The organism is Reyranella sp., assembly GCF_004297265.1.
Lineage (GTDB): Bacteria > Pseudomonadota > Alphaproteobacteria > Reyranellales > Reyranellaceae > Reyranella.
Genome location: NZ_SCUT01000050.1, coordinates 201,995 through 227,041 on the forward strand (window position 1 = coordinate 201,995; position 25,047 = coordinate 227,041).

The 25,047-nt window shown below is 65.6% G+C and carries 23 protein-coding genes, 1 tRNA gene and 1 riboswitch; of the genes, 15 read left to right on the forward strand and 9 right to left on the reverse strand.

Features of this window, described 5'->3' with window-relative positions; genetic code table 11:
* Nucleotides 1–48 precede the first annotated feature (48 nt).
* A riboswitch (SAM riboswitch) is annotated at nt 49–124 on the reverse strand.
* Between the two features lie 104 nt (nt 125–228).
* From EPO41_RS22575 to EPO41_RS22590, 4 genes are read left to right on the forward strand one after another with little or no spacing between them, the layout of a single operon-like run.
* On the forward strand, nt 229–1,080 hold the full coding sequence (locus EPO41_RS22575) for a chorismate mutase (protein ID WP_296330073.1): 852 nt from the start codon (nt 229–231) through the stop codon (nt 1,078–1,080).
* A gap of 24 nt (nt 1,081–1,104) precedes the next feature.
* Nucleotides 1,105–2,196 carry a histidinol-phosphate transaminase gene (hisC, locus tag EPO41_RS22580; protein WP_296330077.1) on the forward strand — a complete coding sequence of 364 codons (1,092 nt, stop codon included), beginning with the start codon at nt 1,105–1,107 and terminating at the stop codon, nt 2,194–2,196.
* Nucleotides 2,193–3,077, forward strand: coding sequence for a prephenate/arogenate dehydrogenase family protein (locus EPO41_RS22585; RefSeq protein ID WP_296330078.1), 885 nt, complete (start codon nt 2,193–2,195; stop codon nt 3,075–3,077). Before hisC ends, EPO41_RS22585 begins: the two co-directional genes overlap by 4 nt.
* 8 nt (nt 3,078–3,085) lie before the next feature.
* Nucleotides 3,086–3,694, forward strand: a complete 609-nt coding sequence (locus tag EPO41_RS22590; protein ID WP_296330081.1) for a gamma-glutamylcyclotransferase — start codon at nt 3,086–3,088, stop codon at nt 3,692–3,694.
* Here EPO41_RS22590 and EPO41_RS22595 read toward each other — a convergent pair.
* Nucleotides 3,645–4,271 carry a TetR/AcrR family transcriptional regulator gene (locus EPO41_RS22595; protein ID WP_296330084.1) on the reverse strand — a complete coding sequence of 209 codons (627 nt, stop codon included), beginning with the start codon at nt 4,269–4,271 and terminating at the stop codon, nt 3,645–3,647. The genes EPO41_RS22590 and EPO41_RS22595 overlap by 50 nt on opposite strands.
* Nucleotides 4,272–4,441: 170 nt before the next feature.
* Between EPO41_RS22595 and EPO41_RS22600 the strand changes: the two genes are divergently transcribed.
* Complete coding sequence (locus EPO41_RS22600) at nt 4,442–5,596, forward strand: aminotransferase class I/II-fold pyridoxal phosphate-dependent enzyme (RefSeq protein ID WP_296330087.1); 1,155 nt, start codon at nt 4,442–4,444, stop codon at nt 5,594–5,596.
* A 130-nt stretch (nt 5,597–5,726) separates the two neighbouring features.
* Here the strand turns inward: EPO41_RS22600 and EPO41_RS22605 are convergent, their stop codons facing one another.
* On the reverse strand, nt 5,727–6,884 hold the full coding sequence (locus EPO41_RS22605) for an acyl-CoA dehydrogenase family protein (protein WP_296330089.1): 1,158 nt from the start codon (nt 6,882–6,884) through the stop codon (nt 5,727–5,729).
* A gap of 57 nt (nt 6,885–6,941) precedes the next feature.
* Here EPO41_RS22605 and EPO41_RS22610 point away from each other — a divergent pair.
* Both EPO41_RS22610 and EPO41_RS22615 read left to right on the forward strand, forming a co-directional pair.
* Nucleotides 6,942–7,016 (forward strand) — tRNA-Gly (locus EPO41_RS22610).
* Nucleotides 7,017–7,039: 23 nt separating this feature from the next.
* The gene (locus EPO41_RS22615; protein ID WP_296330092.1) at nt 7,040–8,374 is read left to right on the forward strand and encodes an enoyl-CoA hydratase/isomerase family protein; all 1,335 of its coding nucleotides are present in this window, start codon (nt 7,040–7,042) and stop codon (nt 8,372–8,374) included.
* A gap of 133 nt (nt 8,375–8,507) precedes the next feature.
* Here EPO41_RS22615 and EPO41_RS22620 read toward each other — a convergent pair whose 3' ends face one another.
* The 4 genes from EPO41_RS22620 to pyrC are packed head-to-tail and all read right to left on the reverse strand — an operon-like array spanning nt 8,508 to nt 12,349.
* Nucleotides 8,508–9,098 carry an ActR/PrrA/RegA family redox response regulator transcription factor gene (locus EPO41_RS22620; protein WP_295133027.1) on the reverse strand — a complete coding sequence of 197 codons (591 nt, stop codon included), beginning with the start codon at nt 9,096–9,098 and terminating at the stop codon, nt 8,508–8,510.
* 23 nt (nt 9,099–9,121) lie between these two features.
* Nucleotides 9,122–10,468 (reverse strand): ActS/PrrB/RegB family redox-sensitive histidine kinase, encoded by a 1,347-nt coding sequence (locus EPO41_RS22625; RefSeq protein ID WP_296330095.1) that lies wholly within the window; start codon nt 10,466–10,468, stop codon nt 9,122–9,124.
* Between the two features lie 4 nt (nt 10,469–10,472).
* A complete protein-coding gene (locus EPO41_RS22630; protein WP_296330101.1) occupies nt 10,473–11,270 on the reverse strand; it encodes an NUDIX domain-containing protein in 798 nt (265 codons plus the stop codon).
* A 23-nt stretch (nt 11,271–11,293) separates the two neighbouring features.
* Nucleotides 11,294–12,349, reverse strand: coding sequence for a dihydroorotase (pyrC, locus tag EPO41_RS22635; protein WP_296330104.1), 1,056 nt, complete (start codon nt 12,347–12,349; stop codon nt 11,294–11,296).
* 51 nt (nt 12,350–12,400) lie between these two features.
* Between pyrC and EPO41_RS22640 the strand changes: the two genes are divergently transcribed.
* Nucleotides 12,401–13,456 (forward strand): serine hydrolase, encoded by a 1,056-nt coding sequence (locus tag EPO41_RS22640; protein ID WP_296330107.1) that lies wholly within the window; start codon nt 12,401–12,403, stop codon nt 13,454–13,456.
* The gene (locus EPO41_RS22645) at nt 13,453–14,355 is read left to right on the forward strand and encodes an alpha/beta hydrolase (RefSeq protein WP_296330111.1); all 903 of its coding nucleotides are present in this window, start codon (nt 13,453–13,455) and stop codon (nt 14,353–14,355) included. Before EPO41_RS22640 ends, EPO41_RS22645 begins: the two co-directional genes overlap by 4 nt.
* 139 nt (nt 14,356–14,494) lie before the next feature.
* Here the strand turns inward: EPO41_RS22645 and EPO41_RS22650 are convergent, their stop codons facing one another.
* The 3 genes from EPO41_RS22650 to EPO41_RS22660 are packed head-to-tail and all read right to left on the reverse strand — an operon-like array spanning nt 14,495 to nt 17,488.
* Complete coding sequence (locus EPO41_RS22650; protein ID WP_296330114.1) at nt 14,495–15,781, reverse strand: TRAP transporter large permease; 1,287 nt, start codon at nt 15,779–15,781, stop codon at nt 14,495–14,497.
* Nucleotides 15,782–15,783: 2 nt separating this feature from the next.
* Nucleotides 15,784–16,380 (reverse strand): TRAP transporter small permease, encoded by a 597-nt coding sequence (locus tag EPO41_RS22655; protein ID WP_296330119.1) that lies wholly within the window; start codon nt 16,378–16,380, stop codon nt 15,784–15,786.
* 37 nt (nt 16,381–16,417) lie between these two features.
* Nucleotides 16,418–17,488 carry a TRAP transporter substrate-binding protein gene (locus EPO41_RS22660; protein WP_296330122.1) on the reverse strand — a complete coding sequence of 357 codons (1,071 nt, stop codon included), beginning with the start codon at nt 17,486–17,488 and terminating at the stop codon, nt 16,418–16,420.
* 150 nt (nt 17,489–17,638) lie between these two features.
* On the opposite strand from EPO41_RS22660, the gene EPO41_RS22665 reads away from it, so the two are divergent.
* The 6 genes from EPO41_RS22665 (at nt 17,639) to EPO41_RS22690 (ending at nt 24,971) form a co-directional block, all read left to right on the forward strand.
* The gene (locus EPO41_RS22665; RefSeq protein ID WP_296330124.1) at nt 17,639–18,607 is read left to right on the forward strand and encodes a hypothetical protein; all 969 of its coding nucleotides are present in this window, start codon (nt 17,639–17,641) and stop codon (nt 18,605–18,607) included.
* Between the two features lie 176 nt (nt 18,608–18,783).
* A complete protein-coding gene (locus EPO41_RS22670; protein ID WP_296330127.1) occupies nt 18,784–19,506 on the forward strand; it encodes an MBL fold metallo-hydrolase in 723 nt (240 codons plus the stop codon).
* A 1,048-nt stretch (nt 19,507–20,554) separates the two neighbouring features.
* Nucleotides 20,555–21,556, forward strand: coding sequence for an ABC-three component system protein (locus EPO41_RS22675; protein WP_296330130.1), 1,002 nt, complete (start codon nt 20,555–20,557; stop codon nt 21,554–21,556).
* Complete coding sequence (locus tag EPO41_RS22680; RefSeq protein ID WP_296330133.1) at nt 21,544–22,059, forward strand: ABC-three component system middle component 2; 516 nt, start codon at nt 21,544–21,546, stop codon at nt 22,057–22,059. Before EPO41_RS22675 ends, EPO41_RS22680 begins: the two co-directional genes overlap by 13 nt.
* A complete protein-coding gene (locus EPO41_RS22685; protein ID WP_296330136.1) occupies nt 22,056–23,921 on the forward strand; it encodes a hypothetical protein in 1,866 nt (621 codons plus the stop codon). Before EPO41_RS22680 ends, EPO41_RS22685 begins: the two co-directional genes overlap by 4 nt.
* Before the next feature lie 84 nt (nt 23,922–24,005).
* Nucleotides 24,006–24,971: an aldo/keto reductase gene (locus tag EPO41_RS22690; protein WP_296330138.1), complete on the forward strand. Its 966-nt coding sequence runs from the start codon at nt 24,006–24,008 to the stop codon at nt 24,969–24,971.
* The last annotated feature ends 76 nt before the right edge of the window (nt 24,972–25,047 follow it).

Genomic DNA, 25,047 nt, shown 5'->3' on the forward strand with positions numbered 1-25,047 from the left:
CCGGCAAAATTGCCAACGAAAAAGCCCCCGACCGGAAGGACGGGGGCTTTTTCGAGCACTCCGACCTTTTAGCGGTGTTTAACGTGGCCGCAAGCCGGTCGGCTCAAATTCCACGGAGAGGCTCTATACGGTCGCGAGCGGCGGGAGGCAAGCCTCTTGCGGCTTGTTTGCCTTTACGCGGGCGGTGCGGACGTAGTATCGCCGCTGCGCACAGGAAAAAACGGCCTAATGGACGCTCCCAGTCTCGACAGCTTGCGGCAGGAAATCGACGCCATCGATACCGACTTGCACGGCCTGATCCGCCGCCGAGCGGAGGTCGTCGGGAATATTTCCGCGACCAAGCCGGCAGGCGGCCTCGCGCTGCGTCCGGGCCGTGAAGCGCAGGTCCTGCGCAAGAGGCTGGCGCTGCACGACGGCCAGTTCCCGTCCGGCGCCGTCTATCGCATGTGGCGTGAAATGATGAGTGCCTTCACGCTCATCCAGACGCCCGGCCTGAAGATCGCAATCTGCCGTCCGGACGACCAGCCCGGCTACTGGGACCTCGCGCGGGATCATTTCGGCTGCCAGATCCCCTTCGTCGCCCACGACACGCCGGCCGGCGTGCTGGCCGCCGTGCGCGCCAGCACGACCACCATTGGCGTCGTGCCGGCCCCGCTTGAGGCGGACTCGACGCCATGGTGGCCCATGCTTGCCGGCAAGGACACGACCCTGCCGACCGTGATCGCCCGCCTGCCTTTCCTCGCCATGCCCAACGCGCGCGCACGCGGCATCTCGGCCTTCGTGCTGGCCCGCATCGACGCCGAGCCGAGCGGCTCGGATCGCGCCCTCGTAGCCATCGAGGCGAAGAACGGCCTCAGTCGCGACCGCATCGCCGCGGCGCTCGCCAAGGCGGGCCTGCCCGCCTTCACCTCGGCGCTGGACCAGGTCGTGGCCGGGGTGCACCACTATCTGGTCGAGGTACCGGGCGTGATCGTCGACGACGATCCGCGCCTGCGCGACCTCGAAGCGGCGCTGGGACTGGAAAAAGGCTGCGCGGCGGCCATCGGCGCCTATGCCGTGCCGATCGACGCCAAACCGTGAACTGAATTTTCGCAGGAGACTGGCATGAGCGCGCTCACCCCGCGTCCGGGCATCATGAAGATCGCGCCCTATGTGCCGGGCAAGGATTCGATCGACGGCAAGGAGACGGTCGCCAAGCTCTCGTCCAACGAGGGCGCGCTCGGCCCCTCGCCCAAGGCGATGGCGGCCTATGCCAAGGCCGCTTCCGAGTTGCATCGCTATCCCGACGGCGACACCGCGAAGCTGCGCGCGGCGCTCGGCCGCCACTACGGTCTCGATCCGGCGCGCATCGTCTGCGGCGCCGGCTCCGACGAGATCCTGAACCTGCTGGTCCGCGCCTACTGCGGCCCGGGCGACGAGCTGCTCTACAGCCAGTACGGCTTCCTGATGTACGCCATCAACGCCCTGGGTGTCGGCGCGACTCCGGTCGCGGCGCCGGCCAAGGATTATGGCAGCGACATCGACGCGATGCTGGCGGCGGTGACGGACAAGACCCGCATCGTCTGCCTCGCCAATCCGAACAACCCGACCGGCACCTACGTCACCAAGGACGATGTGCGCCGCCTGCATGCCGGCCTGCCGAAGAACGTGCTGCTGATCATCGACGCGGCCTATGCCGAGTATGTCAGCCGGAACGACTATGAATCGGGCGTCGAACTGGTCGACCAGGCCGAGAACGTCGTGATGACCCGCACCTTCTCGAAGATCTACGGCCTGGGCGGCGTGCGTCTCGGCTGGATGTACGGGCCGGCCGGAATCGTCGACGTGATGAGCCGCCTGCGCCAGCCGTTCAACGTCAACCTCCCGGCGCAGATCGCGGGCATCGCGGCGCTGGAGGACATCGCCCATACCGACGCCAGCCGCACCAACAACGACATCTGGCTGCCGTGGCTCAGCGCCGAGCTGACAAAGCTCGGCCTGGAGCCGGTGCCAAGCGTCGGCAATTTCGTGCTGGTCGGCTTCGGCTCGAAGGAACGCGCGGTCGCGGCCAACGACTGGCTGATGAACGACGGGCTGATCCCGCGCCTCGTCGCCGGCTACGGCCTGCCTGCGCATCTGCGCATCACGGTCGGTACCGAGCAGGAAGTGAAGGCGGTACAGGCCTCGCTGGCCCGCTTCGCGGCTGCGGGCAAATGAACAAGCCCCTGTTCGACAAGATCGCGCTGATCGGCATCGGGCTGATCGGCGGCTCGATCGCGCTGGAGGCCCGCAAGCGCGGTCTCGCGAAGACGATCGTGGCGGCAACGCGCAGCCCCGAGACGGCCGCGCTCGCCAACAAGCTGAAGCTCGCCGACCATTGCGGCACCGACCTTGGCGAGGCCTGCAAGGACGCCGACCTCGTCATCGTCTGCACACCGGTCGGCGCCTGCGGGCCGGCGACCGAGACCATCGCGTCGAGCCTGAAGCCCGGCTGCATCGTGTCCGACGTGGGCTCGGTGAAGCAGACCGTGATCGCCGACATGGCGCCGCACATTCCCAAGGGCGTGCACTTCGTGCCGGCTCATCCTGTGGCCGGCACAGAGAATTCGGGCCCCGAAGCCGCGCTGCTCGACCTGTTCCAGGGCCGCTGGTGCATCCTGACGCCGCTGCCCGGCAGCGATGCCGCGGCAGTCGACACGCTCGAGGCCTTCTGGAAGGGCCTGGGCAGCCAGGTCGAACGGATCGACCCCAAGGACCATGACCGTATCCTGGCCATCACCTCGCACCTGCCGCACCTGATCGCCTACACGATCGTGGGCACCGCCGACGATCTGGGGGGCCATCTCAACAGCGAGGTCCTGAAGTTCGCCGCCGGCGGCTTCCGCGACTTCACGCGTATCGCCGCGTCCGATCCCACCATGTGGCGCGACGTGTTCATGAACAACCGCGAGGCCGTGCTCGAGGTGCTCCAGCGCTTCCAGGAAGATCTCTTCTACCTGCAGCGCGCCATCCGCTGGGGCGAGGGCGACAAGCTGTTCGACCTGTTCACCCGCACGCGCGAGATCCGCCGCGCCCTGATCCACCTGCACCAGGCCTAGGATTCAGCGTGGCCGCCGCAAAGCCCACCGCCAAGCCCAGGTGGGTCTTCGGCTACGGCTCGCTGATGTGGAACCCCGGCTTCGCGACGCCGGAGACACAGGCGGCGCGGCTGCAGGGCTGGCATCGCGCCTTCTGCATCTATTCGGAACACTATCGCGGCACGCCGGAGAAGCCGGGCCTCATGCTCGGCCTGCTGCCGGGCGGCTCCTGCCGGGGACTGGCGCACCGGCTGCCGGCCGCCCGTTACGACGAGGTGCGGCGCTACCTCATCCATCGCGAAATCGACAATGACGGGGTCTACGAAGAGACGGTGCGGCCGATCCAGCTCGACGACGGACGGACCGTGCCGGCATTGGTCTATCTCGCCGATCGGGCCCATCGGCAGTTCGCCGGCAAGCTGCCGGCGAAAGAGGCCGTGAGACTGATCCGCCAGGGCCATGGCGCCACCGGCAGCAACCTCGACTATGTGCTGAACACGGTCACCCATCTCGGCGAGCTGGGTCTCAGGGACCGCTCGCTCGAGATACTGGCGGCCGTCGCCGCAGGCGGCACAGAGCCGCGTGCCGCTAGCGGCGCGCGGCCTCGGTCGCGAACACCGACTTCACGACGAAGCTGAGTTCGTCGCGCGCCTGCTCGACCGACAGGCCGAGACGCTGGCGGAGGACCACCCAGCTTTCCGGCGCGATGGCCAGGGCGAGCGCCGTCAGCGTCCGCTGGCGCGACTCCGCCGGCAGCGCCCCCAGTTCGGCCGCGAAGGCCTGCGAGAGATGCGCCGTGTTGGCACTGTAGATCTGGGAGATCATGTCGGCGGCTTCCGGCGAGCGGCGCTGCAGGGTCTCGACGAAGGTCCACATCGGGCGAAGCTGCTCGTAGCGGTCCGCACACTGGTTGATCATGCTGGCGATGCGCATCTCGACGGGCCCGGCGGCCGCGATCTCGGGCGCCTCTCCCACCAGTGCGGCCAGGACGCGGCCCAGCACGGCGACGTACAGTTCGGCAGTGTCCGCGAAGTGCTGGAACACGGTGCGCGCGGAGACCCCGGCCATCTGGGCGATGTCACGCACGATCGGCGCGACCTGCCCGGCCGCGGCGAGGGCCAGGGCCGAGGCCACGATCGATTCGCGCGTGCGGGCGACGCGATCACCGCGACCGGCTGTGTGAAGCTGCTTCGTGTGCAGGGTCTGACCGTCCATTCCTGACTCCCCAGCGAGTGTTTGCCGTCTGGTCGGCAACCTTGCCGATCCTAAAGATAATGCGAGCAAATCACTACATATGAAGCTACTAGTGCATCCTCATTTCAAGTGCTGCGATGCGCTATAAGGGCGCGTTCGACGTAAGATTCGTGTAAGCCGACGGTGCCCGGATGTCCGAGAAAAAGTTTGCCCCCGCTTCTCTTGCCGCACAAGCGATGGGGTGGATCGACCCGATCACCAAGGCCGTCGTGCCGCCCATCCACATGGCCAGCACCTATCTCCGCGACGAGGACAACGGCTATCGCTCGGGCCGCATCTACGCGCGCGCCGACAATCCCACGTTCGACCAGGCCGAGGCAACGCTGACGGCGCTTGAAGGGGGCGCGAAGTCGCTGATCTTCTCGTCGGGCATGAGTGCCGCAACGGCCTGCTTCCTCGCGCTCGCGCCCGGTGACCATGTCGTGACCTCCAAGGTCATGTACTGGGCATTGCGCAACTGGCTGATGACCTTCGCGACGCAATGGGGCCTCAAGGTCGAGTTCGTCGACACCGACAGGACGGACGAGGTTGCCGCCGCGGTGAAGCCCGGGGTCACGAAGCTCGTCTGGATCGAGACCCCGGCCAACCCGACCTGGAGCGTGTCCGACATCGCCGCCATCGCCGACATCGCCCACAAGGCCGGCGCCCTGCTGGGTGTCGATTCGACGGTGGCGACACCGGTGCTGACACGGCCCATCGAGCATGGCGCCGACATCGTGATGCATTCGGCGACCAAGTACCTCAACGGTCATTCCGACATCATCGCCGGCGCGCTGACCGGTGCGCGCGACGACGCCTACTGGGCGAAGCTGCGCAGCATCCGTTCGCAGCTCGGCACGATCCTCGGGCAGACCGAGGCGTGGCTGCTGATGCGCGGCATGCGCACGCTGTTCCCGCGCGTCGCCTGGGCCTGCAGGTCGGCTCAAAGCCTCGCCGAGAAGTTCGCCGAGCATCCGATGGTGGAAGAGGTCCTCTATCCCGGCCTGCCCTCCTTCGCCGGCCACGCGGCGGCGGCGAAGCAGATGAAGGGCGGCTTCGGCGGCATGCTGTCGGTCCGGGTGAAGGGCGGCGAGCGCGCGGCCATCGCCACGGCGGCAAGGGTCGGACTGTGGAAGCGCGCCACGTCGCTGGGCGGCGTCGAGAGCCTGATCGAGCATCGCGCCAGCATCGAGGGGCCGGGCACACCCTGCCCGCCCGACCTGCTGCGGCTCTCGGTCGGCGTCGAGGTGAGCAGCGACCTGTTCGACGATCTCGACCAGGCGCTGAAGCGCGCGCACAACGCTTAACGGCGCGCGCTTTTGACCCCTCCGTCGCCGTGAGACGGCGACACCTCCCCATCTGAATGGGGAGGCGATGATCCGATTCCTCCCCATTCAAATGGGGAGGTGCCCCGAAGGGGCGGAGGGGTCATGTCTTCTAGGCTGTCGTGCCAAACACCGAACCGAGACCGGCGCCGATGCGCTCGTTCATCATCTCGATCGAGCCGTCGGTGTAGGCAGCAATCTTGGCGCCCGCGAGATGGCGGGCCAGCGGGTAATCGGCGCGCAGGCCGTTGGCGCCCATCGCCTGGATGCAGTCGGCGATGCGCTGCACGGCCATGTCGGTCGCGAACTTCTTGGCGTAGGCCGCCGGCATCACCGCATCGGCGCCTTCGTCGATCAGGCGCGCGGCGCGATAGGTGAGAAGACGCGCGGCCTCGAGATCGGTCGCGGCATCCACGAGCTTCCAGCGCACGCCCTGATGGTCGATCACCGGCTGGCCGAAGGTCCTGCGCTGCTGCGTGTAGCGCACCGCCGTCTCGAGTGAGGCCTGCAGCATGCCGCAGCACATGGCCGCGACATAGGCGCGGGCACCGTTGATGCCAGCGAGCGCCGCCTTGAAGGCCTTGCCCGGCGGATGCAGCACCGCCTCGTCGGGCGCGAAATAGTCGACCAGCCGGAAACCGCCCACGCCGATCGCGTGGCCGCCGTGAAGCTCGAACGGCTTCTCGCGATGGAAGCCCGGCCGCTCCGCCTCGATGGCGAGGCAGATGATGCCGCGATAGCCCTGCGCCTTGTCGGTCTGCGCATAGGCCACCGAAAGACCCGCGACGGCGGCATTGGTGATCCAGGCCTTGGCGCCGTTCACCTTCCAGCCACCCTCGACCCTGACCGCTTCCATTTCGAGCCCACCGAAATCGCTGCCGACACCCGGCTCGCTGAGACCGGCGCAGCCGATCAGGTCGCCGGTCAGCATCCGGGGCAGCAGACGCGCGACATGGGCCGGCTGGCCGTCACGCGCGAAGCGCGCACAGGCATTGTGGTGGTTGATCAGCGCGAAAGCGAAGGCGAAGTCGTGCCGCGCGATCTCCTCGAAGGCGCGCAGCTTGCAGGAGAAGGACAGGCCCTGCCCGCCATGCTTCGTCGCCAGCTCGATCGTGTTGAGACCGATGCCACAGGCGGCCTTGATGGCCTCGAGCGGATAGCGGCGCTCCCATTCCCAGCGCGCGGCGTTGGGTGCCACATGTTCTTCTGCGAACGTCTTGGCGCGCGCCACGACGGCACGCTCTTCGGGGGTGAGGACTTCATCGAGCATGTTCCTGAGATACACGATTGGACCTCGGACGCAACGGCAGGCTAGAATGGCGCCAATGCGGGTGTAGCTCAGGGGTAGAGCGTCGGCTTCCCAAGCCGTAGGTCGCGGGTTCGAATCCCGTCGCCCGCTCCATAATTCAGGGCAGGAACGTCGTGATGGATGGGGTGGCGCCGGTCGCGGCCAGCGGCGACTTCGCGGCCGATGTGGCTGCTTTCTCCAGCTATTGGCGCGACGCTGCCGAGCAACTCTCCCGCCTGCCCGCCAAACCGAACCGCGACGTCGCCACCTACGACCAGGCCGAGTCCCTGAAGCAGGCCGCGCGCGAGGCCCGCTTCGCCTTCCTGCGCCGCCACGCGCGCACGCTCTATGACAAGCTGACCGACAACCGCGCCAAGTTCGTGCGCATCGAGCGGCTGGTCTATGAGGCTGCCAACCTCGTTCCCGGCCTCGCGCCGACGGAAGCACAGGTCGCGGCCGAGGCCGAGCTGCGTCAGTCCGAGAAGGACGGCGCGGAGATCGACCAGGGCATTCTCTGCAACCAGTTCCTCGCCGATCCCGACTGCGGCCTGCATCTCTGCCACGCCATGCTGCTGCCGCGCGAGGAATCGGCGGAGGCGCTCGCGAAGTTCCAGCGCGACGGCACGCTCGACCTCGGCTACGCGCGGGTCGAGCGCCAGGGCAAGGCGGCGGTCCTCCTCTTGTCCAACCGCCGCTTCCTCAATTCGGAAGACAATGCCACGCAGGCCGCGACCGAGATCGGCGCCGATGTCTGCATCCTCGACCGGCAGAGCGAGGTCGCGGTGCTGCGCGGCGACGTGGTGCCGGAGGGCAAGTATGCCGGCCGCCGCGTCTACAATGCCGGCATCAACCTCACGCACCTCTACTATGGCAAGATCCCGTTCCTGTGGTTCCTGATCCGCGACATGGGCTTCGTGAACAAGATGTTCCGCGGCCTCGCGCGGCCGGACGTGCCGCCGGACGAGGTGGCGGGCGATTCGATCGAGAAGCTCTGGATCTCGGCGGTCGAGACCTTCGCCATCGGCGGCGGCTGCCAGATCCTGCTGGCGACCGACTTCAACATCGCCGGCCGCGACGCCTACATGACCCTGCCGGCGCGCAAGGAAGGCATCATTCCCGCGATGGCCAATCTTCGGCTGTCACGCTTCGTCGGCGACCGTCTGGCGCGCCAGGCGATCATGTACGAGCGCCGCATCGAGTGCGATTCCGACGTCGGCCGCATGATCTGCGACGAGGTCGTGGCGCCCGGCGAGATCGACGCGACGATCACCCGCGTGATCGACCGGCTGACCGGATCGGGCGCGGTCGGCGCCATCGGCAACCGCCGCGCCCTGCGGCTCGGCGCGGAGCCGCTCGACACGTTCCGCCGCTACGCCGCGCTCTATGCGCGCGAGCAGGCCTACTGCCATTTCAGCCCGGCGCTGATTTCGAATCTGGAGCAGTACTGGAACGCCGCGAGCCGGCGGGCTTAGCTAACGATCTGACCCCTCCGCCCCTGCGGGGCACCTCCCCATTTGAATGGGGAGGCAAGGCTTCTTCGTTCCTCCCCATTCAAATGGGGAGGTGTCGGCGTCTTACGCCGACGGAGGGGTCATGCTGGGGTGATCAATGCTCGCGCGGAGCGTGCTTGCCCAGGATTCGCTGCAGGGTGCGGCGGTGCATGTTGAGGCGGCGCGCCGTCTCCGAGACGTTGCGGTCGCACTGCTCGAACACGCGCTGGATATGCTCCCAGCGCACGCGGTCGGCCGACATGGGATTGCTGGGCGGCGGCGGCAGCTTGCGGCCGTGGGCCGTCAGCGCCTGCTCGATGGCGTCGGCGTCGGCCGGCTTGGCGAGATAGTCGACGGCGCCTTCCTTCACGGCGGCCACCGCGGTCGCGATGTTGCCGTAGCCGGTCAGGACGACGATCCTTATGTCCGGACGCGCCTGGCGCAGCGGGCCGACCAGCTCCAGGCCGTTGCCGTCGGCCAGCCTGAGGTCGAGCACGGCGAAGGCGGGGGGCCGGGCGGTCTGGGCCAGCGCTTCGGCGACCGAGCCCACGGCGGTGACGATGAAACCGCGTTGCTCGAGTGCACGCGCAATACGGTTGCGGAAAGCTGCATCATCGTCGGCGATCAGCAAGGTACGGTCCTTGTTGTTCGTCGTGCCGGCGATCACAGGCGACAAGGGGCGCGGGGCGCCGCTGTCCTGGGTCATGGCGACTCCTTCGACATCGGCCGCTATGTAGCCTTGAAGACCGGATTTGGCCAGCGTACCGAAACGGCCGCCCCGCCGCCCGTGTCGCCGCGATTGCCGAAGGTCACGTTGGCGCCGGTGCGCTCCAGCAGCGTCTTGGCGATGAAGACGCCCAGGCCCATGTGGCCCTCCTGGCCCTGGCGGGTCGAAATGAACGGCGTCCCGAGCTCGTCGAGCAGCGCCTCGGAGAAGCCCGGCCCGTCATCGACGACCTCGACCTCCGACCATTCCCGGGTCCAGCGGGTGGTGACCCGGACCTCGCGCCGGGCGAAGGAAACGGCGTTCTGCACGATGTTTCCGATACCCTGCATGATCTCCGGGCTGCGCAGCTGGATGGGCGCGGTCTTCGGCACGCCGTCGCCGACCGGGCCGGCCTCGAAGGCAATGGCGATCTCCTCGCGCGCACAGTTCTGCGCCGCGGCCTCGATCAGCGCCGGCAAGGGGACGAGAGTGTAGGAATCCGAGACGTCGCCGGCCGGATCGGTCGAGAGCCGGGCCAGGATCGACCGGCAGCGCTCCGATTCCGCGGCCAGCAGTTCGACATCCTCTCGCAGCGGATCGTCCAGCTCGATCTCGCGCAGCATTTCCTTGGTGACGACGGCGATGGTCGACAGCGGCGACCCCAGCTCGTGGGCGGCGGCGGCGGCGAGCGCGCCCAGGGCCGAGAGCTGCTGCTCGCGCGCCAGCGCCGCCTGGGCGGCGGCCAGCGCATCGGCCATCTGGCGCTGTTCCTCCGCGAGCCGCCAGCCATAGAGCGTGATCAACATGGTGGTGAGCGAAAGGCCCGCCCAGACGCCGACCTGGTAGATGTCGGGGAGCTCGGGCGGCGGACCCCGCCAGGGCAACGGCTGATAGAACAGTCCCAGCACCGCAATGCTGGCGATCGTGAGCAGCGTGAGCGCGACGTTGCTCGCCAGCGACAGGATGGTGGCGCCGATGGCGACCGGCGCCAGCAGCAGCAGCGAGAACGGATTGGTGAGACCGCCCGTGAGGTAGAGCAGCACGGCGAGCTGCAGGATGTCGAAGGCGAGGAAGATCGCCGCCTCGCGGTCGTCGATGCGCGCCGAGCCCGGCCGGCCGATGCTGACCGTGAGATTGAGCAGGGCCGAGAGCGCGATCGTGCCGCCGACCGCGAGGACCGGCATGCCGAAGCCCAGCCCCCAGTGCACGACGGCGGCGGTGAAGGCCTGGCCCGCCACCGCGCCCCAGCGGATGAGAACCAGGGTGCGCAGGCGCACGCCACCGCGCAGCACGGGCACGGCGCCGGAGCGCCGGGAAGCGGCGAGCGGAGGCTCTGCAGATCGGGGCGCGTCGTCGTCACGCACCGCCACGGCGCTACTCTTCGAGCATCAGGTGCTTGCGATGCACCGTGGTGAAGAGCGGGATCCTGCGCTGCTGCCGGCGGTCCGGCGGTTCCTTCACCAGCCGGCCGATCTCGCCCAGGATCAGCCCGGTGATGGTCGGCAGCGGCAGCTCGCGCGCCTCGTCGAGCTTCACCCAGCGGATGTCGCCCATCTCGCTCGAATGGCGGATCTCGCCCGACGCGTCCTCGGCGCGCGCCATGAAGAAGCGCGCATTGAAGCGGCGCGGCCGGCCTGGCGGCGTCACCGCGCGCGCGATCAGGTCGAGGCAGTCGAGCGCCGGCGCCATGCCCTGGTCGAGGAAGCCCTTCCAGTGCTCGCCATAGTCCTTCTTCGGCGCGCCGCCCTGGAGAGGCTTGCCCAGCATCAGGCCGCTCTCCTCGAAGGTCTCACGCACCGCGGCGACGGCCAGCGCCCGCGCGCGCTGCGCCGAGGCCGCGCGCATCAGGCGTTCGTTGACGAAGGGATCGAGCGACGTCGCGACGGGAACGCGCGCATCGTCGGGATCGACCTTGCCGCCCGGGAACACGTAGCGGTTGGGCATGAAGGCGTGGGCAGCGGCGCGGCAGCCCATCAGGACTTCCGGCGTGTCGCCCTGCATGCGCACCAGGATCAAGGTCGCCGCATCGCGCGGCCGCATGTAGGGGTAGACCTTGTCGATCTTCTCGACCGGCCGCTCGCTGCCGGGCTTCAGGAGGACTTTGGGGGCTTCGTCGTAGCCTTTGTCGGTGCCGCGGACGACCGCGCCTTCGGGAATGCCTCTTTTGCTCATGCTGCTACGATAGACCAGCGATTCTAGAACGACCAGTCAACCGGCGTGTCGGGGCGGAAGACGGTGATGTCCTTGGCCCCGCCCGGGACCGCGATGCGGTCGGGGATGTCGAGCGGCCGGGCGTGCAGCGTCACCTTCTCCTCGTTGGCCGGCAGGCCGTAGAAACGCGGGCCGTTGAGCGACGCGAAGGCTTCGAGATGGGCGAGCGCGCCCTCCTCGGCGAAGACCTGCGCATAGACCTGCATCGCGACCGGCGCATTGAACACGCCGGCGCAGCCGCAGGCGCATTCCTTGGTGTCGGTCGTGTGCGGCGCGGTATCGGTGCCGAGGAAGAACTGCGTGCCGCCCGACGTCGCCGCCCGTCGCAGCGCAAGACGATGCTCCTCGCGCTTGGCGATCGGCAGGCAATAGAAGTGCGGACGGATGCCGCCCTTGAAGATCGCATTGCGATTGTAGCTGAGGTGATGCGGCGTGATCGTGCCGCCCATCCGTCCCGGATTGGCCTCGACGAAAGCGACACCCTCACGCGTCGTGATGTGCTCCAGCACGATCCTGAGGCCCTCGTGCCGCTTCAGCAGCGGCGCCAGCACCTTGTCGAGGAACACCGCCTCGCGGTCGAAGATGTCGACCTCGGGATCGGTCACCTCGCCATGGACCAGGAGCGGCATGCCAGCCTTCTCCATGGCCTCCAGCCCTTTCGCGACCCTGTCCATCGAGGTCACGCCGTGCGCCGAATTGGTCGTGGCATGGGCCGGATAGAGCTTGGCCGCGACCCACACGCCTTCTGCCTTGCCGCGCGCCAGCTCGGCCGGGTCGGCGCCGTCGGTCAGGTAGCAGGTCATCAGCGGCTCGAAGTTCAGGTCCTTCGGCACCGCGGCGCGGATACGCTCGCGATAGGCGCTGGCCTCGGCGACCTTCGTCACCGGCGGCACGAGGTTCGGCATGATGATGGCGCGGCCGAACTGGCGGGCGGTGTGCACGGCGCAGGCCGCCAGCATCGCACCGTCACGCAGGTGGACGTGCCAGTCGTCGGGACGGCGGAGGGTGATCGTGGAGGGTGTCGGATTTGCGGGAGCCATGATGCGCTTTCTACGCTTGCTCCCGGACGGGCTCCAATGTTGATTGCGGGCATGAACGACCTGAACGACGCCGTAGCCTTCGCCCTGGCCGCCCAGTCCAACTGGCCCGCCAGCATGTACATGCCCGACGGGCAGTTCGTGATGACCTACGATTCGGGCGAGAAAGCACCCGACAACGAGGTGCTGGGACCGGTGACGCCGCGCGGCGGGCCGGCCGGCCTGGTCTATCGCGGGGCTGAGAAGATCGCCGAATGGGGCGATGTCGACCGCGCCGACATGACCTTCAGCGTGGCCAAGAGCTACCTCGCGCTGCTCGCGGGCCTCGCGCTGGGCGACGGGCTGATCAGAAGCCTCGACGACAAGGTCGCGGGATACGCGCTCGACGACGGGTTCACCAGCGAGCAGAACCGGGACATCACCTGGCGCCACCTGCTGACCCAGACCAGCGAATGGTCGGGCACCGTCTTCGGCAAGGAAGACCGCATCGACCACAATCGCGTGGTCGGCGTCGCCGTCGCCGACGCGCCCAAGGGCACGCGGCGCGCGATGAAGAAGCCGGGCACCTTCTACGAATACAACGACGTCCGGGTGAACCGGCTCTCGCGCTCGCTGCTGCAGGTCTTCCGGGAGCCGCTGCCGCAGGTGCTGAAGCGGCGCATCATGGACCCGATCGGCGGCTCGCAGACCTGGAAGTGGGACGGCTACCGCAACTCCTACGACACGATCGACGGCAAGCAGATGCTGTCGGTGCCGGGCGGCGGCCACTGGGGTGGCGGCATCGTCATCTCGGCGCGCGACCTCTCGCTGATGGGACGGCTGGTGGCGCAGGGCGGCGTGTGGGACGGAAAGCGGATCCTGCCCGAGGGCTGGACAAGTGAGCTGGTGAAGCCCTGCCCGGTCGCGCCCTTCTACGGGCTGATGTGGTGGCTGAACACCGGCCGCAGGCAGTTCGCCGCCGCGTCGGAGAGCAGCTACTTCGCGCTGGGCTGGGGCAGCCACATCGTCTGGATCGATCCCGAGAACGACCTCGTCACCGTGTTGCGCTGGATCGACCGCAAGAAGGCGCCGGAATTCGTCGAACGTCTGTTGGGTGCGATCAAGGCATGAGTCTCGATTACTCCGCCGTCCCGCGAATGTCGGACGGCCGCACCGCTGCCGAACACATCGAAGAGGTCGCCGCGAAGTCGGAGATCGTGCGTGTGCCGATGGGCCCACGCAGCGCCGGCGGTACCGGGAAGATGATGTGGCACGTCTTCGGCGCCGCAGCCCACAAGCCGATCCTGCTGCTGTTCCATGGCGGCTCGGGCTCGTGGATCCACTGGATCCGCAACGTCCTGCCGCTCTCCGAGCATTTCAGCGTCTACGCCGCCGACCTGCCCGGGCTCGGCGACAGCGACCCGCCCGACGACGTGAACGACATCTGGTCGGTGACGCATTGCGTCGAGGCCGCGATGAAGGCGCTGCTGCCGAAGGACCGGGACTTCGCCATCGCGGGCTTCTCCTTCGGCGGCATGGTCTCGGGCCACATCGCGACGCTGTTCGAGGATCGAATCAAGCGCATCGCGCTGGTCGGCGCCGGCGGCCTCAAGGCCACGCGCAAGCCCGGCCCCAAGCTGCACAAGCTGCTGCCCGAGATGCCGCCCGAGATTCTGGCGGCCGAGGCGCGGCGCAATCTCGAGATCCTGATGCTGCACGATCCGAAGAGCGTCGACGGCATCGCGATCCACATGCAGATCCTCAACACCACGCGCGCCAAGACGCGCAGCCGCATCATGGGCCAGGCCTTCAAGCTCAGCGAGGTGCTGCCGCGCGTGAAGACGCCGCTCATCGGCATCTGGGGCGAGTTCGATTCGACGACCTATCCGCACATCCAGGAACGCATCGACCTCTTCCGCGCCCTGCAGCCGGATTTCGAGATGAACGTCATCCCGGGCGCCGGGCATTGGGTGGCGTACGAGGCGGCGGAGGCGTTCAATAAGGTGCTGCTCCGCATCCTCGCGAACTAAGCAATCAATTGCTTCCCCATTCAGATGGGGAAGTGCCCCCGTCTTGTGGGGGCGATGGGGTCATGCAGCCTATGACCCCTCCGCCCGCGATTACGCGGGCACCTCCCCATTTGAATGGGGAGGAAGCGACTCGACTGGGTCAGCCCATCACCAGGCGCGGGAGGCCGAGCGCGATGTCGGGGAAGGCCATCAGCAGCAGGATCAGGCCCAGCATCGCGGCCACGAACGGCAGGGCGCCGCGGATCACGTCGGCGATGGCGCCGCCCGTGCGCAGGCTCTGCACGACGTAGAGGTTGAGGCCGACCGGCGGCGTCACCAGCGCCGCCTCGATCAGGATGGTGAGCACGATGCCCCACCAGATCGGATCCCAGCCCAGGCCGACCACGATCGGGAACACGAACGGCGTCGTCAGGATCATCATGGAGATCGTCTCCATGAAGCAGCCGAGGATCAGGTAGAACACGATCAGCAGCAGCATGGTGCCGACCTTGCCGAGCCCCAGCGCCTCGATCGCCTTGGCCACGCCGTCGGTGACGCCGATATTGGCCAGCACGAAGTTCAGGAACTGCGCGGCGATGATGATCAGCATGATCATCGCGGTCGTGCGCATCGTGCCCTCGAACACCGCCTTGATCATCGGCCAGGAGAGCGCGCGCTCCCAGGCGGCCAGCACCAGCGCCGCGAAGACGCCCATGGAGGCCGCCTCCGTGGGCGTGGCCCAGCCGGCATAGATCGAGCCGACCACGACGCCGAAGATGAACAGCGGCGCCACCAGGTCCTTCAGGCTGCCGAGTCGCTCGCGCCAGCTGCTCTCCACCGGCGTGCCGCCCTTGGCCGGCCAGATCAGGCAGTAGACGAGGATGATCGACATGAACAAGCCGGTGAGCAGCAGGCCGGGGATCATGCCCGCCAGATAGAGACGCGGCACCGAGGTCTGGGTCAGCAGCCCGTAGAGGATGAAGTTGATCGACGGCGGAATGAGGATGCCGAGCGTGCCGCCGGCCGCCAGCGTGCCGAGGAACAGCGGCTCGTCGTAGCGGCGGATCTTCACCTGCGGCAGGGCCACGACGCCGACCGTGGCGGCTGTGGCGACGCTCGACCCGGAGGTCGCGGCGAACATCGCGCAGGTGCCGATATTGGCATGCATCAGGCCGCCCGGCAGCCAGGAGAGCCAGGTCGCGATGGCGGCATAGACGCGATGGGCGATGCCCGAGCGCAGCAGGATCTCGCCCAGCATCACGAACATCGGGATGGCAATCAGGATGTATTCGGAACTGGCGTTCCACACGATGTCGCCCATCGCGAGATAGAGCGGGATGGACGAGAAGAACTGGTTGAGCGCGAGGCCCAGCACGCCCATGACGGCGGCGACCGGGACGCTGACCGCCAGCAGGGCGACGAGGAGAAGGAGCGCGGTGCCGAGCATCGTTACCGCCCCGCGCCCGAGCCGGTGCCGATCCCCAGCGAGCCCAGCTCGCCCTTCACTTCCTCGTCCTGCGACGGCACGCCGATGGTGGCCGCGACCGTGCCGACGTCGCCGCGCAGCAGCGCGAGCAGGCTGCGCAAGAAGGCGAGCCCGGTGACGGCGAGGAACAGGACGAAGCCCGCGAACCACGGCGCCTGCGGCCAGGCGAGCGGGATGCGCAGCGGCGTGTTGGAGCGGTTCCCGCCGGAGAGATTGTCGAGGAAGATCTCGCCGGCGCGGTCGACGATGGCCAGGACGAGGATGGCGAGGCCCGCGATCGCCACCAGATCGAAGGCCGCCCGCATCCGCGGCCCGAGCGCGCCGTAGAGCACGTCGATGCGGACATGGCCGCGCGTCACCAGCACGTGCGCCAGCGACCACGAGGTGCCGACCGCGAAGAGATAGGCCGCGATCTCGTCGGAGCCCGAGAAGGCGAAGGCGAGCAGCTTGCGGCTGATCACCTCGACCGTGACGACGACGGCCGCCAGCAGGATCATGGCGCCGCCGGCCCAGGCTCCCCAGAGGGCGAGGGCCGACGCGCCGCGCCACAGACGTTCCATCTATTCCCCTCTCCGAAGGGCGGCCGCGGGGCGAAGCTCAGTTCGCCTTGGCGACGAGGCCGTAGCGCTTGCCGACCATCTCGGTCCACTTGGCCGCGCACTCCGCGCCGCAGCGCTTGGCCCATTCGGGCAGCACGACGTCGTTCAGCGCCTTCTTGACCAGGGCGCGGTCGGCGTCCGTCGGCATCACCAGCTTCAGCTTGGCCGGCGGGCCGACCGAGCACGGGCCGTTGCCGGTATCGCAGGCGATGCCTTCCTTGGTGTCGGACTCGACGCTGGCCCAGGCGGCCTCTTCGAGCTTCTTGAACTGGCCCGTCATGAATTCCTGGGTGGGCTTGGAGAGCTTGTTCCAGGCGTTGAGGTTCACGGCGACGAAGCCCGCGGTGTAGCCCAGCGACACGTCGACGACGGTCTTCACCACCTCCGGCCACTTCGCCTGGTAGCCCGGCAGCGTGCCGGTGATGCCGCAATCGACGACGCCCTTCTCCAGCGCCGGCACGACCTCGCCGAACGGGATGGTGACCGCCGCGCCGCCCAGCGCCTTCACCAGGTCGGACTGCGAGACGCCCTGCACCCGCACCTTCTTGCCCTTGATGTCGGCCAGGCTGGAGATCTCGTCGCGGCAGAAGAAGACCTGCTGCGGGAAGGCGAAGGTCGATACGATCATCGAGCCGAACTTGTCGCGCATCACCTTCTGCATCTCGGGCATCCAGAGGTTCAGGATCTCGCGCTGCTGGGCGACGCTCGCCGCCACGCCCGACAGGTCCGAGCCCTCGAACACGGCGGCGCCGTCGTCGACGTAGATCGGCAGCGCATGCGCCACGTCGTAGACGCCGGTCTTCAGCAGCCGCAGCACCTCGGTGCCCTTGAGGTTGAGCTCGGTGATCGACTTGATGTTGCCGGTCAGCTTGCCGCCCGAAGCCGCGCCGAGCTGCTCGCTCCAGAACGGCTGTTCGACCTTTTTGTTGATGTTGAGGAAGTTCCACGTGCCGATCACGTTGAACTTCTTGGTGTCGAGCTGCGCCGGCGCGGCCGTCTGCGCCGAGGCGATACCCGTGCTGCCGACGACCAACGCCGCCGCCATTCCGAGAAGTGCGGTGAATTTCATCTGAGACTCCCTGGTTCCACGCCTTTGACCCCGCGCGGTTGCCGGCGACTGTCGTTCAATTCGCCGAGGGAGGCAAGGGCACGGCCCGTGCTTGCCTGCGAGGCCGGGGCTGTCGACTATAGCCCCGTCGAATAAGAACGAGAGGAAACGATGCCCAACCTGCTCTGTGTCGGCACGGCCGGCATGTCGGTGTGGTTCAGCCGCGACGACGGTGAGACCTGGATCCGGCCCTATATCGAATCCGGCCTCTATCTCGAGGCGAGGGTCTGGGCGCTGTCGGCGCATCCGCAGCGGCCCGGCGAGGTGCTGGCCGGCACCGATTCCGGCCTCTACCGCTGGAACGAGACCGACCAGAAATGGACGCACCTGCCCTCGGTGCTGGACGGTTACGACATCTGGGCGATGGCGCAGGCGCCCGACGATCCCGACCTGATCGTGGTCGGCACCCAGCCCGCCGCCATCTTCGTCTCGACCGACGGCGGCAAGAGCTTCACCCCGGCGCAAGGCACCTTCGCCGACGCCTGCATCTTCGTGGGCAAGCCGCGGGTGACGCAGATCCTGTTCGATCCGGTCGACAGGGACACGCTGTGGGCCGGCGTCGAGATCGACGGCGTGCACCGCTCGACAGATCGCGGCCGCAGCTGGAAGAAGGTCGGCCAGGGCATCAACTCCGAGGACATCCACGGACTCGCCGTGATCCGGAACGGAGCCAAGCTCGTCTACGCCACGACCAACCGCGGCCTGAACCTCAGCCGCGACAATGGCGAGACCTTCGCCTTCCAGGAACTCGACTCGCCCTGGCAATACACCCGCACCATCGTGCCCCGCGCCGACGGCGATGCGACGGTGTTCCTCACCAACGGCAACGGCCCGCCGGGCTCGACCGGACGGCTGCTGCGCAGCACCGACCATGGCGCCCACTGGACGGACGCCAACCTGCCCGGCGAGCTCAACTCGACGCCTTGGACGGTGGCGACGCATCCCTCGAACCCCAAGCTGATCTTCGTCTGCTCCAACCTGGGCCAGCTCTTCCGCTCGAGCGACGGCGGCGAGAGCTGGACCAAGCTGCCGCGCGAGTTCGGCGAGGTGCGCAGCACGATCTGGCAGCCGCTGCCCTGACGGCTTTTTGGAAGGTTCTTCCAGGGGCGCGGACACGCAATATTATTGTGAATGCGGTAATATACTACCTGCCAGGAAATGCCGTTTTTCCGTTTCGTCCGCTTCGTCTATTTCGATTGTTTCGTTTGTTCGCCGGATTTTCGACTTGATCCGGCGGCCCGCCAAGGGAGGCCCTGATGAGAACCAGCATAGCCGAAATCGCCCCCAGCATCTACCGGCTCTCGACCTTCGTGAACGCCGTCGGGCCGACCGGCTTCACCTTCAACCAGTTCCTGATCGACGCCGACGAGCCGCTGCTCTTCCACTACGGCCAGCGCAGCCTCTTCCCGCTGATCGTCGAGGCGGTGAAGACCGTGATCCCGCTCGACAGGCTGCGCTGGACGACCTGCTCCCATGTCGAGGGCGACGAGAGCGGTGCGCTCAACCAGTGGCTCGCCGCCGCGCCCAACGCCCAGCCGGCACACGGCCTGACCGGCTGCAACATCTGGCTCAGCGACATGGCCGACCGCCCGCCCCGCGTGCTCAAGGACAACGAGGTGCTCGACCTCGGCGGAAAGAAAGTGCGCTGGCTCGACACGCCGCACGTGCCGCACAACTGGGACGCCGGCCTGATCTACGAGGAGACGACCGGCACGCTGTTCAGCAGCGACCTCTTCACCCAGACCGGCCCCGCCGATCCCACCACCGAAAGCGACATCGTCGCCCCCGCCATCGCGGTCGCCGAGCGCCTGCCGTTCATGCCGCCGACGCCGATGGCCGCGCCGACGCTACGCCGGCTGGCCGCACTGAAGCCAACGACGATCGCGCTGATGCACGGGCCGACGTTCAAGGGCGATGGGGCGGCGGTGTTGGAGGGGTTGGCGGGGTATTACGGCTGTCTCGTGGATGGTCACTTTTGAGCAAAGAAACAGGCGGATTCGACCTGGGAGCACGGACTAACTAGGTGACGGCGGCCAAGCCAGCTCTGCGAGGAGATAATTGATATAACTACGTGTTAGATTGCAGTAGAGGTGGGCCTCCCTAATCGACGGAGATACGTCCGCGGCGAGTTCTGTGCCGTGCCTTACGCCGCCACCACGTGGCGACGACAGGAATCCATGCATCTTGGACATCCAGCCAAGCGCTTCAGCAAGAGCGCTACCGCGATTGTTACGTCGGAGATTCCGGATGATTTCATTGAAGTATTTCCCCTCGACAGTTCCAGCACCACTTTCCTGACCCTGAAATGCAGTAGCCACCGTTTCCAGTAGCCAGAGTATCTCCTGCACGGCCTATCGTGGTCGCTGCTCATGGAGTAGTCGATCAGCTTGGTCCAACGAGGCATGAATTAGGACGTAGGCTCGATCTCCAATTGGTAGTTTAGGGGCTTGGACAGGGATTGGAGCTTGCGGATAGCGGGCCAACAATGCCGGAGGACGTAGCTCATATGGCTGATCGTGTTCGTAGAGGATTCGATTGACGACATCGGGATCGGGAAGTCCGACTTCCGGATATTGCGCACGCACTTGCTCGCAGCCATCCCAGAAAGCGCTTATGAAGACGGGCGCATTTTCGGCGGCTGCCATCATGATGGTGTGAAGATCACTAATGGCCCAACGTTCGCTCGAGCTTTTCGAGTAACCACCGCTGAACTTAGCCTTGAACAACTCAAGGACGGCCCAGGACGAGCCAGTTTGGCTTGCAATAGCGTGAACCAGGGAGTTGAAGGCATTCGCAGCGGCCGCAGACATCGCACCGGGCGAACCGTATCGCCAAGCTGTTGGCATTGTTAAGCTCACCCGATTCTTCCTTTTCAGTTACTTGCGGGATGCCGCCACTTGAATGCTACTCCAAGGTGCAGAACGGCACAGCACCCCGAGGAGAGTGCTTAAGTCGGAATGTGGGCGTTTACAGATCCGGATAGTTAGAGGCATGATTGACCTCTTGCCATTCTTTCCAGGATGAACCTTGCGCATCAATCCAGCGATCCAGCTCCGCTCATTGCAAGCAGATCAGCTGGAAGAGTTCGTCGATGATTGGCTGGCCCAGCGGTACAAGGACTACCATTCCCATGAGCTGTGGCGTGGCACCGGCGATTTGGGGCGTGACGTCACTGGGTACCTAACCGAGCGTCGAATGGAAGGACCTTGGGACAACTATCAGTGCAAGCAATTGAATGTGTCCCTCTCAGAGACAGCCGCCTTCGTAGAACTTGGGAAGATCTTCATGCATTCTGCGGCCGGAGCCTATTCCCTGCCGCGACGGTACTTCTTCGTCGCTCCTAGAGGCGTAGCAAGGAATGTTCGGCAATTGGTGGCGCACCCAGAGCGGTTCCGGCAGGCTTTTCTTGATCGCTGGGACGAGGACATCGCTGGACGGTTGGTGCAGGGACAGACCGTGCTGCTTACGACCGAGATATCAGCTAAGATTCGCGCTTTCGATTTCACGCAAATCGGATGGTTTGACGCCCTACGCCTAATCAATGATACCGCCTCCGGGCCTGCGATGGTGAAGTGGTTCAATCAGGACCCGGGACGTTCTCCCCGCGGAGTCGTACCTGAACAAATTCAGCCCGACGAGTCTTCTTATATTGGCCAGCTATTGCGGCTTTACGTAGAGCGGGGGCCCGGCTCATTTCCTAACGTTGCAGCCGCCCTGGCGGATCCCGCCTTTGGGACGCATCTCAGGGACCAGAGAACCCGCTTTTTCGACTCGGTCGCATTCGATCGATTCTATCGCGACTCCACCCCTCCAGATTACTTGGTCACGTTCAAGGACGAAATCTACCATGGCGTCGTTGAAACTCATGGCGAAACACACCCCGATGGCCTAGCAAAACTCAGCCGGGTAATGACGCAGGCGGCCATTCTGCAGCCCTCGGGTATCCTTGGCCGGCATGCAGGTCCCCAAGTGAAGCAGGGAACCTGCCACCAGTTCGCGAACGAGGGACGCTTGCCGTGGCACCGCTAGAGGATAATCCACCAAGCAACCATCCGTTCAACAGTACGCTTGAGACCGGCATTCGTGCGCTTATCGTACTTGAGGCATTCTATCCGCGTCGTTGTGACCTCATGGAGATGACTTGGCTTGACCACCTAGTTGTCCACACCGGCGACCTTGACGGCGAAGATGTGCCTCGAAGCCTTCATCCCGATTTGCCGAACCGCGCCGGCGAGCTGCTGGTGCGCCGCCAGCTCGTTGAACGAAGCCTGCGCATGATGCAACAGGTCCATCTCGTCGATGTGTTCGAGACAGAATTAGGAATAGAATTTTGTGCCAGCCAGGAGGCACCGAGTTACCTTGATCTGCTTCAGGCGCCCTACTCAGCTGAACTAAAGGCGCGAGCGAAGTGGATGGCCGCTCGCTTCGGCGGAATGGCAGCATCCGAAATCCGATCGATTATCGAGACACGTATCGGTCGCTGGACTGCTGAGTTTCGCCTGGAAGAGCGCCCGGCAGGTCTGTTCAGATGAGTGGCATCCGACTGCAGTACCTCGCCTTCACCGGGCCCGACATTGAGACCGCCGAACTCAAGTTCAACGAAGGGCTCAATATCATCTATGGCGCATCCAATACCGGTAAATCCTTCGCCTTGAAGGCGATCCTCTTCATGCTCGGGGTCAGCAAGACTCTGCCAGAAACCGAGGAAATCGTTGTCTATGATGGCGTGTGGCTAGGCCTCACGATGCCGGATGCGAGTGAAATCACACTTTATCGCTCGACCCGCGGAGGCGCTTTCAAAATTCACGAGGGCCTTGTTTCGAGCGCCGGCCCCGACGATGGAAAGGTGCTCAAAGCGCAGCACGACTCCAAGAGAACTGACAATGTTTCGCATCTAGTGCTTGAGGCGATTGGACTATCGAGCAAGAAAATCGTTCGCGACCAGTATGGCACCAAAGACAATCTCTCGATCTACCTGCTGTCACCTTACGCGGTGGTATCAGAAGAGGATATCATTGCAGAAAAAAGTCCTGTCTATTCATCAGGCGTCCCGGCAGAGCGCGTTTTCGAGAGAAACCTGCTCAAACTGTTACTGACTGGCATCGATGATTCTGCGGCGGTGACCGTACCCAAGGTGGCTGAACGCAAAGCAGCCAAAGCTGCGAAGATTGAACTAGTTGAGGAGATGATTACCCAACTTGACGCCGAACTCGGCGAGGACGCCCCTGATCGAAAGGAAATCGAAGAACAACTCGAGCGCCTCGATAATAGCTCCTCCGGGCTTCTCTCGCGACTTCAGGAAACGCAGGGTCAGCTTGACACCCTTGTTATCGAACGCCGCGCCAAGGTCGATCGTCAGAGCGAACTCGAGGAACGGGCAAGCGAACTCGACCTAACCTTGGAGCGCTTCGACAAACTCCGATCCGTCTACGCATCAGACCTGCAGCGTCTGCAATCGATCGAAGAAGGGGGGTACGTGCTAGTGGCAATGGCAGGTTTAGACTGCCCCGTCTGCGGCGCCCCACCCGATGCGCAACAGCACAATCATGCGGTTGATGAGATCGAGATGGCGCATGCGGCGGCGGCCGCTGAATCGCGTAAGATCGAAGTTGAGCAACGCGAGTTGCTTCAGACGATTGCCTCACTCGCAGCCGAGGTAAGCGGTCTACGCAGAACCCTGTCTCAAGTTAGAAATGATGTCGAAAGCCTAGATCGCGACATCGAAGCTGCTCGACCGCGCGAAGCATCTGTCCGTGAGAGCTACGAAACATATGCTCAGAAACGCCAGAAAATTACTCGCACTCTCGAACTTCTAGATCGTCGCGCCAAACTTGCCGCTCGCAAGGCCGAGATCGAGACAGAGAAGACGAAGCGTGATGGTAACAGCCTACCGGCCGGTCCAGACCCGACAACTGCTTTCGAGTTTGGTGAAGCCGTCAAGAAAGTGTTGGAGGCTTGGCATTTTCCAGATGCTGATAAAGCTCAATTCGATCTGGCCAGCAACGATGTGACTATTGCTGGCAAGCGGCGCTCTTCCAATGGAAAAGGTGTTCGCGCAATTTTGCATGCGGCTTTCAAAGTCGCGATCATTGAATACTGCATCGACAAGGACCTTCCACATCCTGGGTTATTGGTCCTCGACACGCCCCTCCTTACATACCGTGAGCCCCTGACATCGAAGCATGGGGATCTGAGCGAAGACGAAGAAGCGCTCAAGGCAACCAGTGTCGCAGAATTCTTTTACAGGCATCTAGCGAGCCTGAAGGCCCATGCCCAGATCATCGTACTTGAGAATTCTGAACCGCCGTCACCGATCCTCCCGTTGGCGCGCATCGAGACCTTTACCCACCGCGACGGCCCTGGCCGCTTCGGCTTGTTGGCGCGGCGGAAGTAAGCCTCGACGAGACATCATCGTTGCGGAAGCCCACGTGCGACGCCGCGCGAAATACCTGTTGCTAGTTATCAATAGGATTATCCAATGCACTACCACCCCCTCGGAAACACCGGCCTCACCGTCTCCGTCGCCGGGCTCGGCTGTGGCGGCAACAGCCGGCTGGGGCTGGGGCGCGGGGCGAGTTTCGACGAGTGCGTGGGGGTCGCGCGGGCGGCGATCGATCTGGGGGTCAACTTCCTCGACACGGCCGAGGTCTATGGCACCGAGGAGATCGTGGGCGCGGCGGTGAAGGCCTACGACCGCGACAAGCTCGTGATCTCGACCAAGGCGCTGTTCAAGACCGAGGACACGGCGGAGACAGTGACGCGCAAGGTCGAGGCGTCACTGAAGCGGCTCGGGCTCGACCATGTCGACGTCTTCCACTTCCACGCGGTCGGTCCTGCCGCCTACGAGCATCATCGCGACGTGCTGGCGCCGGCGCTGCTGCGGCTCAAGGAGCAGGGCAAGGTGCGCCATGTCGGCCTCACCGAGACGGGGCCGCGCGATCCGGAGCAGGCGATGCTCACGCGCGCCGTCGAGGAGGCGCCGTGGGAGGTCATCATGCTGGCCTACAGCCTGGTGAACCAGGGCGCGCGCACCAAGGTGTTCCCGGTCACCCGGCGGCGCGGCATCGGCACGCTTCTCATGTTCGTCGTCCGCAACATCTTCAGCAACGACGCCTACCGCCGCGCCGTGTTCGCGAAGCTGGTCGAGGACGGTTTGCTCGATAAGTCAGTGCTGTCCGATGCCGGGGCCGACGGCGACCCGCTCGCCTTCCTCGTCTCCGAGGGCGGCGCGGAAAGCATCACCGATGCGGCCTACCGCTATGCCCGCCACGAGAAGGGCGCCGACGTCATCCTGTTCGGCACCGGCAACCGGGCGCATGTGAAGGCCAACATCGAGTCGATCCTGCGCCCGCCCCTCCCCGCGCCGGTCGTCGAGCGGCTGCACAAGACGTTCGGGCACCTGAGCGGGGTCGGGCTCGACCTGCCGGGGCCGGTGAAGGCTTAGAGACCTCTCCAACACCGCCCGCACCCCGTCTGTGGCCCATCCTTCGAGACGGCCCTTCGGGCCTCCTCAGGATGAG

Coding starts and splice junctions, on each gene's coding strand:
- EPO41_RS22575 (WP_296330073.1), top strand. CDS start 229: ATGGACGCTCCCAGTCTCGACAGCTTGCGGCAGGAAATCGACGCCATC.
- hisC (WP_296330077.1), top strand. CDS start 1,105: ATGAGCGCGCTCACCCCGCGTCCGGGCATCATGAAGATCGCGCCCTAT.
- EPO41_RS22585 (WP_296330078.1), top strand. CDS start 2,193: ATGAACAAGCCCCTGTTCGACAAGATCGCGCTGATCGGCATCGGGCTG.
- EPO41_RS22595 (WP_296330084.1), bottom strand. CDS start 4,271: ATGGACGGTCAGACCCTGCACACGAAGCAGCTTCACACAGCCGGTCGC.
- EPO41_RS22600 (WP_296330087.1), top strand. CDS start 4,442: ATGTCCGAGAAAAAGTTTGCCCCCGCTTCTCTTGCCGCACAAGCGATG.
- EPO41_RS22605 (WP_296330089.1), bottom strand. CDS start 6,884: ATGCTCGATGAAGTCCTCACCCCCGAAGAGCGTGCCGTCGTGGCGCGC.
- EPO41_RS22615 (WP_296330092.1), top strand. CDS start 7,040: ATGGATGGGGTGGCGCCGGTCGCGGCCAGCGGCGACTTCGCGGCCGAT.
- EPO41_RS22620 (WP_295133027.1), bottom strand. CDS start 9,098: ATGACCCAGGACAGCGGCGCCCCGCGCCCCTTGTCGCCTGTGATCGCC.
- EPO41_RS22630 (WP_296330101.1), bottom strand. CDS start 11,270: ATGAGCAAAAGAGGCATTCCCGAAGGCGCGGTCGTCCGCGGCACCGAC.
- pyrC (WP_296330104.1), bottom strand. CDS start 12,349: ATGGCTCCCGCAAATCCGACACCCTCCACGATCACCCTCCGCCGTCCC.
- EPO41_RS22640 (WP_296330107.1), top strand. CDS start 12,401: ATGAACGACCTGAACGACGCCGTAGCCTTCGCCCTGGCCGCCCAGTCC.
- EPO41_RS22645 (WP_296330111.1), top strand. CDS start 13,453: ATGAGTCTCGATTACTCCGCCGTCCCGCGAATGTCGGACGGCCGCACC.
- EPO41_RS22650 (WP_296330114.1), bottom strand. CDS start 15,781: ATGCTCGGCACCGCGCTCCTTCTCCTCGTCGCCCTGCTGGCGGTCAGC.
- EPO41_RS22655 (WP_296330119.1), bottom strand. CDS start 16,380: ATGGAACGTCTGTGGCGCGGCGCGTCGGCCCTCGCCCTCTGGGGAGCC.
- EPO41_RS22660 (WP_296330122.1), bottom strand. CDS start 17,488: ATGAAATTCACCGCACTTCTCGGAATGGCGGCGGCGTTGGTCGTCGGC.
- EPO41_RS22665 (WP_296330124.1), top strand. CDS start 17,639: ATGCCCAACCTGCTCTGTGTCGGCACGGCCGGCATGTCGGTGTGGTTC.
- EPO41_RS22670 (WP_296330127.1), top strand. CDS start 18,784: ATGAGAACCAGCATAGCCGAAATCGCCCCCAGCATCTACCGGCTCTCG.
- EPO41_RS22685 (WP_296330136.1), top strand. CDS start 22,056: ATGAGTGGCATCCGACTGCAGTACCTCGCCTTCACCGGGCCCGACATT.
- EPO41_RS22690 (WP_296330138.1), top strand. CDS start 24,006: ATGCACTACCACCCCCTCGGAAACACCGGCCTCACCGTCTCCGTCGCC.